The organism is Myroides sp. LJL115 (genome assembly GCF_054871665.1).
On record NZ_JBTXLS010000039.1, the window covers coordinates 20,456 to 28,914 of the forward strand.

Annotated in this window: 5 protein-coding genes; all 5 read left to right on the forward strand. The window is 34.7% G+C overall.

All coding sequences use genetic code 11. From position 1 onward, the window contains the following. Window positions 1-153: 153 nt before the first annotated feature. The 5 genes from ACYSNX_RS09945 (at window position 154) to ACYSNX_RS09965 (ending at window position 7,968) form a co-directional block, all read left to right on the forward strand. The gene (locus ACYSNX_RS09945; RefSeq protein ID WP_461754530.1) at window positions 154-4,545 is read left to right on the forward strand and encodes a translocation/assembly module TamB domain-containing protein; all 4,392 of its coding nucleotides are present in this window, start codon (window positions 154-156) and stop codon (window positions 4,543-4,545) included. A gap of 108 nt (window positions 4,546-4,653) precedes the next feature. Next, entirely contained in the window at window positions 4,654-5,640 is a 987-nt protein-coding gene (gene pfkA / locus ACYSNX_RS09950) for a 6-phosphofructokinase (protein WP_461754531.1), read from the forward strand. Window positions 5,641-5,687: 47 nt separating this feature from the next. Beyond that, window positions 5,688-6,689, forward strand: coding sequence for a type I glyceraldehyde-3-phosphate dehydrogenase (gene gap, locus ACYSNX_RS09955; protein ID WP_461754532.1), 1,002 nt, complete (start codon window positions 5,688-5,690; stop codon window positions 6,687-6,689). Between the two features lie 15 nt (window positions 6,690-6,704). After that, on the forward strand, window positions 6,705-7,550 hold the full coding sequence (locus ACYSNX_RS09960; protein WP_461754533.1) for an N-acetylglucosamine kinase: 846 nt from the start codon (window positions 6,705-6,707) through the stop codon (window positions 7,548-7,550). 10 nt (window positions 7,551-7,560) lie between these two features. Next, window positions 7,561-7,968, forward strand: coding sequence for a methylglyoxal synthase (locus ACYSNX_RS09965; protein ID WP_461754534.1), 408 nt, complete (start codon window positions 7,561-7,563; stop codon window positions 7,966-7,968). The last annotated feature ends 491 nt before the right edge of the window (window positions 7,969-8,459 follow it).

The window sequence follows — 8,459 nt, forward strand, 5'->3', positions numbered from 1 at the left end:
ATTTGCTAATTGCAGACCCCAAAAAATTGGGCGCATTTTAAGCGCAAATTTAAAACATTATACGTTATCAAAAAATTTAAAAAAATAGTTTTTCGCACTATACTTGCTATTCTAACCTTAGCGGTGGTTTTATCCTTGGGGCTAACTTTGCCTTTGGTACAAAGTTTTTTAGCTCGAATTGCAGTTGATAAAGTGAATACTACCTTTTCTACCAATATAGGAATTGAAGGAATCGCTATAGACTTGTTTGGAAATATCACTTTAAAAGGGGTGAGTGCTACGGATAATCACGATTTGAAATTTATTGAGATTGGAAAAGTATCTACCAAAATTGCCAACTACGAGGCTTTAAAGGTCGGGCAAATTTTTTTAGATGATTCTACCATTGAAGATTTATTTTTAAATATTCATAAATATAAAGAAGAAGAATTTTCTAATATTGATTGTTTAATCAATGCTTTTGATAATGGAAAGCCTGGAGATGGAAGTTTTAAACTAGAGGCTAAGAGTATTGCTTTAAAAAATGGACACCTGATTATATCGGATGATAATGCCAAGGAGGTAGTAGCTATTGATTTTCAGTCTTTAGATGGTTTGGTAAAAGACTTTAAAATCCATGGTCCTAACATTTATGCCCATATTGATTCTGGGAATTTTAAAGATAATTGGGGAATGAATATTAAAGATCTTAAAGGCGACTTTGGGCTGACTAAGACCTCTATTTCGGTGGATAATATGTTTATTCAAACCGATAAATCCTTTATTAAAGGGGATTTGCTGTTTAGCTTTAATCCAGGAGATATGAAGTATTTCACCGATAAGGTGAATTGGGATTTTTATATTGAAAAAGCCAACGTAAATACCTCGGATGTCAATGTTTTTGCCAATGAGTTTTCTCCAAATAAGATGTTATATATCAGTGGAACCATGAAAGGTCCAATGAATAATTTTACTTTATCTAATGCTAGGGTAATTGATCAAAATAACTCTCAGGTTCAAGGATATTTTGCCTTTAAAAATGTCTTTGATCCTAATGCGCCATTTTGGATGACAACTAGTCTGGATCGTTTACAAACTACAAGGAGTAATTTATTGACTCTAATGCCTAAAACTTTAAGAAGTTTACTTCCAGAGCAATTACAACAAATGGGACTGGTGGATCTAAGAGGAGATATCACTCTTACCAAGCGAACTTTGGAGTCAGATATTCGTATCTTAAGTAATATTGGTAAGGCCTCGGCGGTGTTGGATATTGTAAATTTAGATGATCCTTATACTGCTCAGTATAAAGGTAATATTATATTAGACAAATTTGATTTAGGTACTTTTTTACAGCAAAAACAAGTAGGACTAACTTCTTTAGATCTTTTAGTAGATGGAGTAGGCTTTAACCAAGAGGCTTTAAATACTAGTGTAAAAGGAGATGTGTATTCGTTTCAATTTGGAGATTATCGCTATACCAAGATAGCGGTAGACGGGACCATGAAAATGCCAACCTTTCACGGTTTGTTACATTTAAGTGATCCAAATCTACAAATGGATTTTAATGGTAAAATTGACCTTAGTACTCTTGAGAAAAATTATGACTTCGTTGCAGATGTAAAGTATGCGGACTTGTTTGCCTTAAAGCTAGTAAATGATAGTATTTCTATGTTTAGGGGAGATTTTAAATTAAAGGCTAGTGGAAATACCATAGATGATCTACAAGGGGAGTTTAGTGTGAACTCTGCCCTTTACAACAATACTAAAGATAATTATGTATTTGACAATTTTAAGGTAAAGTCCTTTTTTAATGAAAATCAAGAAAGAAGTATTTCTATACATTCTACTAAAGCAATTGAAGGATATATTATAGGGAAGTATAAATTTAAAGATTTAAAGGCATTGTTTACCAATGCACTGGGTAGTTTGTACACAAACTATAACCCTTATCCTATTGCTCAAGGACAGTATATTGATTTTGATATTTCTGTACACAATAGTTTAATCGAAGTTTTCTTGCCTCAATTAACAGTGGCGGATAAGAGTCACTTAGAGGGGGTAATCAACAATGATTTAAAGCAATTTAAATTAAAATTCAATTCGTCTAACTTTGCCTTAAGTGGTATTACCTTTTATAATACCAATTTAAATGTCAACAACAATAATCCTTTATACAATACTTTTATAAGCATCGATAGTGTAAGGAATAGTTCTTATAAAATAGTTGACTTTAATTTATTAAATGTAACCTATAACGATACTTTATTTGTTCGTTCTGAGTTTAAAGGAGGCAAACACAGTAAGGATGACTATAAGTTAAACTTATACCACACGATTAATGATCAAAATTTATCTGTGGTTGGATTCAAAGAAAGTCAAGTAGTTTTTAAAGACTTTTTATGGACCATTAATCAAAATCAAGACACTTTAAATAAAGTGGTGTTCAATAAAAAATTAACCGACTTTACCATTGAGGAAATTAATTTCTCTCATGGTAATCAAAAAGTTAGTTTTGCTGGAGTGATGAGAGATTCCACTTATAAGCATTTAGATTTAGACTTTGATAAAGTAGATTTAGCTAAGATTACTCCGGATATAGAAAACATTGCTTTCTCTGGTAAAATCGATGGAGAGGTTCATTTCTCTCAACAAAAAGAACTTTATCACCCTAGTGTAAATCTTCAAATTGACTCCTTGGCTATTAATAACTTTCTTTTAGGGGATATGAACTTTAATGTCGATGGAAATCAACGTATGGATAACTTTGTGGTGGATGCCAATATCTTGCATAAAGATAAAGAGCATTTCTTTTTAAGAGGGGACATTAATTTATTTCAAAAGAAAACCTATTTTAATTTAGAGGCTGGTTTTGATGATTTTACAATGCAACCTATAGGACCTTTATTGTCTAGTGTCTTATCTAATCTAAGGGGAGATGCTTCAGGTAAAATTAGTATTCAAGGAACACCTTCTGATCCAGAGGTCAACGGTAGGGTATATTTGAATAATGCGGGGATGACTTCTAAGTTTACAGGAGTAGATTATGCCTTTGAACAAAACACTCCTTTAGATATAACAGAAAAACAATTCATTTTCAGGCGGGCTCGTATTTCCGATACCAAATTTAAAACCCAGGGAATTATCGAAGGAGATGTGACTCATAAAATGTTTAAGGACTGGGCGTTAAACTTGAGTATGTCCTCTGCAAATCTTTTGGCCTTAGATACTGATTTTTCACAAGGAAGTATTTATTATGGAACAGCTTACATAAATGGTAGCGCTAGTCTAACCGGACCAGTTAATATGCTTCGTATTAATATCGCTGCTACTTCTAATAAGGGAACTTTTATTAAAATTCCTTTGAAAGAGGCTCAGAGCAATGGAGAGAATAATTACATTCATTTTATTTCTCCGCAGGAAAAAGCTAGAAGGAAAAAAGAAGGAGGTAATGATTATTATAGATATCAAAACAGTGGTATAGAACTAGACTTTGAGTTTGTAATTACTCCTGATGCGGAAATTGAAATTATATTAGACAGAGAATCAGGTCATGCTATGAAGGGTAGAGGGGCAGGATTTATCACCATGGAAATCAATACTCTAGGTAAATTCAATATGTGGGGTGACTTCCAAGCCTATGAAGGAGAGTATAATTTTAAATACGGAGGACTGATTGATAAGAAATTTGTGGTTAAAAAGTATGGAACTATACGTTGGGATGGAGATCCGATGAATGCTATTTTAGATTTACAAGCCATTTATCATACTGAGGCCAACCCTAGTGTAATTATTGATAACTCTATTATCAACAGAAAAGTACCAACCGATGTAGCTATTGTTCTAAATGGAAGTTTAAGTAATCCAGAGGTAGATTTTGAGATTTATTTTCCAACGGTTACCTCAGTGGTTAAATCAGAATTAGACTACCGTTTAAGTGATAGAGATATGAGGGAAAGACAAGCAATGGCCTTATTGGCTACAGGTTCTTTTTTCTCTTCGGATAACTCTTCTACTGCACTAGCAGGAAGTTTATTTGAAAGAGCTTCTAGTATCTTTGATGATTTATTTAGTGATGAGGAGGATAAGTTTAAAGTAGGACTAAATTATGCTCAAGGGGAAAGAAACCCTTATACACAAACAGAAGGGCGTTTAGGAGTTACTTTCTCCACTAAGGTAAACGATCGTATTAGCGTGAATGGAAAACTTGGAGTACCTGTTGGAGGAGAAGAACAATCCGTTATAGTTGGGGATGTAGAGGTTCTTTTACGTATTACTGAAGAAGGAAACTTAAATGCTAGGTTTTTCAATAGAGAAAATGATATAAACTATATTGGAGAGGGTATAGGTTATACCCAAGGGGTTGGATTAACTTACGAAGTAGACTTTGATACTTTTAAGGAGTTATTGGCAACGATTTTAAAGCAAGCTGATAAGAGAGAAAAGGATAAAAAATCTAAGAAAAAGGAACCAGAAAAGAATCGAACCCAAGAATTACCGGATTCTGGATTTAATCGCGATTTCATTCAGTTTTATGAAAATCGAAATAAAAACAATTCTAGGTAATAATATTACAGTAAATGCAATAAAAGCCTCCTTAAGTCATGGTATTTAAGGGGGCTTTTATTGTTAAAGAAAGTATTTTTTATTAAATTTACTCAAAAGCATGAATATATGAGTAAAGAAATTAAAAAGATAGGTGTATTAACAAGCGGAGGGGATGCCCCAGGTATGAATGCTTCTATTAGAGCAATTGTAAGAGCTTGTAGTTACCATAATGTGGAGTGTGCTGGAATCTATAGAGGTTTCCAAGGTTTGATTGATGCAGATTTTGAACCTTTAGGACCTAGAGATGTGCATTATATCTTAAATAAGGGAGGTACTATTTTAAAAACAGCCCGTTGCCAAGAATTCAGAACAAAAGAAGGCCGTCAAAAAGCATATGATAATTTAAAAGCTGCACAAATAGATGCTTTAATTATCATAGGGGGGGATGGGAGTTTTAATGGAGGAATGGCTCTTAGTAATGAATTTGATTTACCAATTATTGGTATCCCAGGAACTATAGATAATGATATTTTTGGAACGAGCCATACCATTGGTTTTGATACAGCTTGTAATACAGTGGTAGATGTAGTGGATAAGATTCGCGATACAGCTAGTTCTCATAAGCGTTTATTCTTTGTAGAGGTAATGGGAAGGGATGCTGGACATATCGCTTTAAATGCTGGTATAGGAGCTGGAGCAGAGGAAATTATTGTTCCTGAAGAAAATCTCGGTATGGAGCGCTTATTGGAATCTTTAGCTCGAAGTAAAAAGAGCGGTAAATCCTCTAGTATTGTAATTGTTGCCGAAGGAGAAAAATTGGGTAAGAATGTTTTTGAATTAGGGCAATATGTAGAGGATAACCTACCGGATTATGAGGTGAGAGTATCGGTTTTAGGACATATGCAAAGGGGAGGAGCGCCTTCATGTTTTGATAGGGTATTGGCTTCTCGATTAAGCGTAAAGGCCGTAGAAACACTATTAGAAGGGAAGTCTAATGTAATGGTCGGACTTATCAATGACCAAGTTGCTTTAACTCCACTTAAAAAGGCAGTAAAAGGACATTCTCCTATTGACCAAGAATTACTTCGCGTATCAGATATAATTACCATCTAGTGCAAAGATTAAAATAGACAATTTTCCAAAAAAAAAATAAAAAATATATGAAAACAAGAATAGGAATTAATGGATTTGGGCGTATTGGACGCTTAATGTTAAGGGAAGCAGTAAAAAGACAAGATGTTGAAATTGTTGCTGTAAATGATTTAATGAGTGTAGAGCAGTTAGCTTATTTGCTAAAATACGATTCCGTACATGGACGATTCCAGGGAGAAGTACACATTGATAAAGGAGATTTGATTGTCAACGGAAACAGAATCCGAGTGACAAACTTAAAGGATCCTTTACAATTGCAATGGGATAAGGTAAAGGCAGATGTAGTTGCGGATTGTACAGGTATATTTAAAGACTTAGATACAGCCCAAGCACATATAGATGCAGGAGCTAAAAAGGTACTAATATCCTCTCCTTCTCAAGACGCTCCAATGTTTGTAATGGGAGTAAATGAGCATAAGATAACTCCAAAGGATGTTATTATATCTAATGCTTCTTGTACTACAAACTGTTTAGCACCAATGGCTAAGGTATTAGAGGATAACTTTGGAATTGTGGAGGGGTTAATGACTACTATTCACGCTGCAACAGCTACTCAATATACAGTAGATGGACCATCTAAAAAAGATTTTAGAGGAGGAAGATCTGCTCTTGTAAATATTATTCCTGCCTCCACGGGAGCTGCAAAAGCTGTAGGTAAAGTAATTCCTGAGATAGAAGGTAAATTAACTGGTATGTCTATGAGGGTTCCAACCGCGGACGTATCTGTGGTGGATTTAACTGTTAAATTGGCTAAAAAAACTTCTTACCAAGAAGTGATGGATGTTTTCAAACAAGCTAGTCAGACACATTTAAAAGGAATTTTGGCATTTGTGGAAGAAGATGTAGTGAGTCAAGATTTTGTGTCGGATCCTCATACTTGTATAATAGATGCTAAGGCAGGTATTGCATTAAATGATACTTTTTTTAAATTTGTTGGTTGGTATGACAATGAGTACGGTTATTCTGCAAAGATGATTGATATGGCAATTGTTCTAAACCAAGTAAAATAACACGTTTAAAAATACATGAAATTAATTGTAGACAGTGGTTCCACTAAAGCAGACTGGGTTGCATTAGATGCTGTTGGCTTTGTATCGGAACCTATTGTAACTTTGGGGTTAAATCCTGAGGTCCTCACAGATCGCGAATTCACTTCTCGTTTAGAGCAAAATCAAAAACTAGAGCAAATTAGCTCAAAGGTAACTAGTATCTATTTCTATGGAGCTGGTTGCGGTTCTTTGCGAACAAAGTCGATGGTTAAGCGGCTTTTAAATAGCTTCTTTGTTCATTGTAAAACAATAGAAGTTCACGAGGATACTTATGCTGCTATCTACGCTTTGCTTGGAAAAGGGGACAAGGGTATTGTTTGTATAAATGGTACAGGTTCTAACGTGAGTTATTTTGACGCTCATCAAGTGACTCCGCTAATTGAATCCTTAGGTTATATGGCTATGGATGATTGTAGTGGAAGCTCTTTTGGTAGACAAATTTTAAAGAGTTACTTTCTAAAAGTAATGCCTAAGGAGTTGTCCTTGGACTTTGAAAAGGAGTATGGATTAGATGCCGATAAAGTGAAGTATAACTTCTATAAACAAGAAAATCCAAATGCTTATATGGCTAGTTTTTTGCCATTTTTAATAAAGCATAAGGACCATCCTTTTTTTGTAGAAATGATTGAAAAAGAATTGGATTACTTTATAAAAGTTTACTTAAAAGACCATCCGTTTACAAAAGATTGTAAAGTGAATTTTGTAGGGTCAGTAGCTTTTCTATTACAAGAAGAGTTTAAAAAAGCGCTCGAAGAAAAACAAATTCAAATAGGTAAGTTTGTCCAAAAACCTTTGGATGGGCTTATTGAATTTCACCAATAAAAATCGAATAATGGAAATAGCAATTATTGCCCATGATGCCAAAAAGAAAGAAATGTTGAGTTTCGTGGTACAAAACAAACAAATCTTAGCTAGTAAGGGAATTACCCTAGTGGCAACAGGAACTACAGGTGGACTTGTGCAAGAGCAAGGTTTAGAGGTAAGTTGTATGTTATCTGGGCCTTTGGGAGGAGATGCTCAAATTGCAGCTCGTGTAGCACAAGGACAAACCCAGATGGTTTTGTTTTTTAAGGATCCTCTTGGAAAGCATCCTCATGAGCCAGATATCAATATGCTTTTGAGGGTATGTGATGTACACAATATCGCCTTAGGAACCAATAGAGCAACAGCTCAATTGCTATTAGATGCTTTAGCTTGTAGCTTAGAGGATATAGTAATAGTAAAAGAGAATCAAAAATAGCTTATAAAAAAAGACCCTTTTCAATTGAAAAGGGTCTTTTTTTAGTGTGCCCAGCATGGGTAGTAACTCTAGGGTGTAAGTCCCGAACACGCCTTTACAACGGGAAGTGTTAGCCAAATGCAAGGGTGTCCATCGCAAGGTGGAATCTGAAGGAAGCGCTAGGCAAACCCTTGACCTGACGAACAGAAACTATATCAGGCTCAATAATATCGGATAAGGTTGCTAAACAAACTGAAGTCCAAAGTTGTACGGAGATATTTAGGGTAAATATAGCAGGTATATGAGGGGAAAGTTACTGTTCTTACCTGGGGAGGTCTTACAGACATAGGAAAGTTTTTTTTTACAGAACTATGGATAACAATTGCTGTAAGAAGTCAGCAGAAGTCATAGTAGGTATGGATACAAGCTTGGCAATACCAAGAAGTCTTACGAAATACTGAAGGACTGAACTTAATTTAAATGAGTAGTAAATGAATGTTACCTAATGAAGG

Coding starts and splice junctions, on each gene's coding strand:
- ACYSNX_RS09965 (WP_461754534.1), top strand. CDS start 7,561: ATGGAAATAGCAATTATTGCCCATGATGCCAAAAAGAAAGAAATGTTG.
- pfkA (WP_461754531.1), top strand. CDS start 4,654: ATGAGTAAAGAAATTAAAAAGATAGGTGTATTAACAAGCGGAGGGGAT.
- gap (WP_461754532.1), top strand. CDS start 5,688: ATGAAAACAAGAATAGGAATTAATGGATTTGGGCGTATTGGACGCTTA.
- ACYSNX_RS09960 (WP_461754533.1), top strand. CDS start 6,705: ATGAAATTAATTGTAGACAGTGGTTCCACTAAAGCAGACTGGGTTGCA.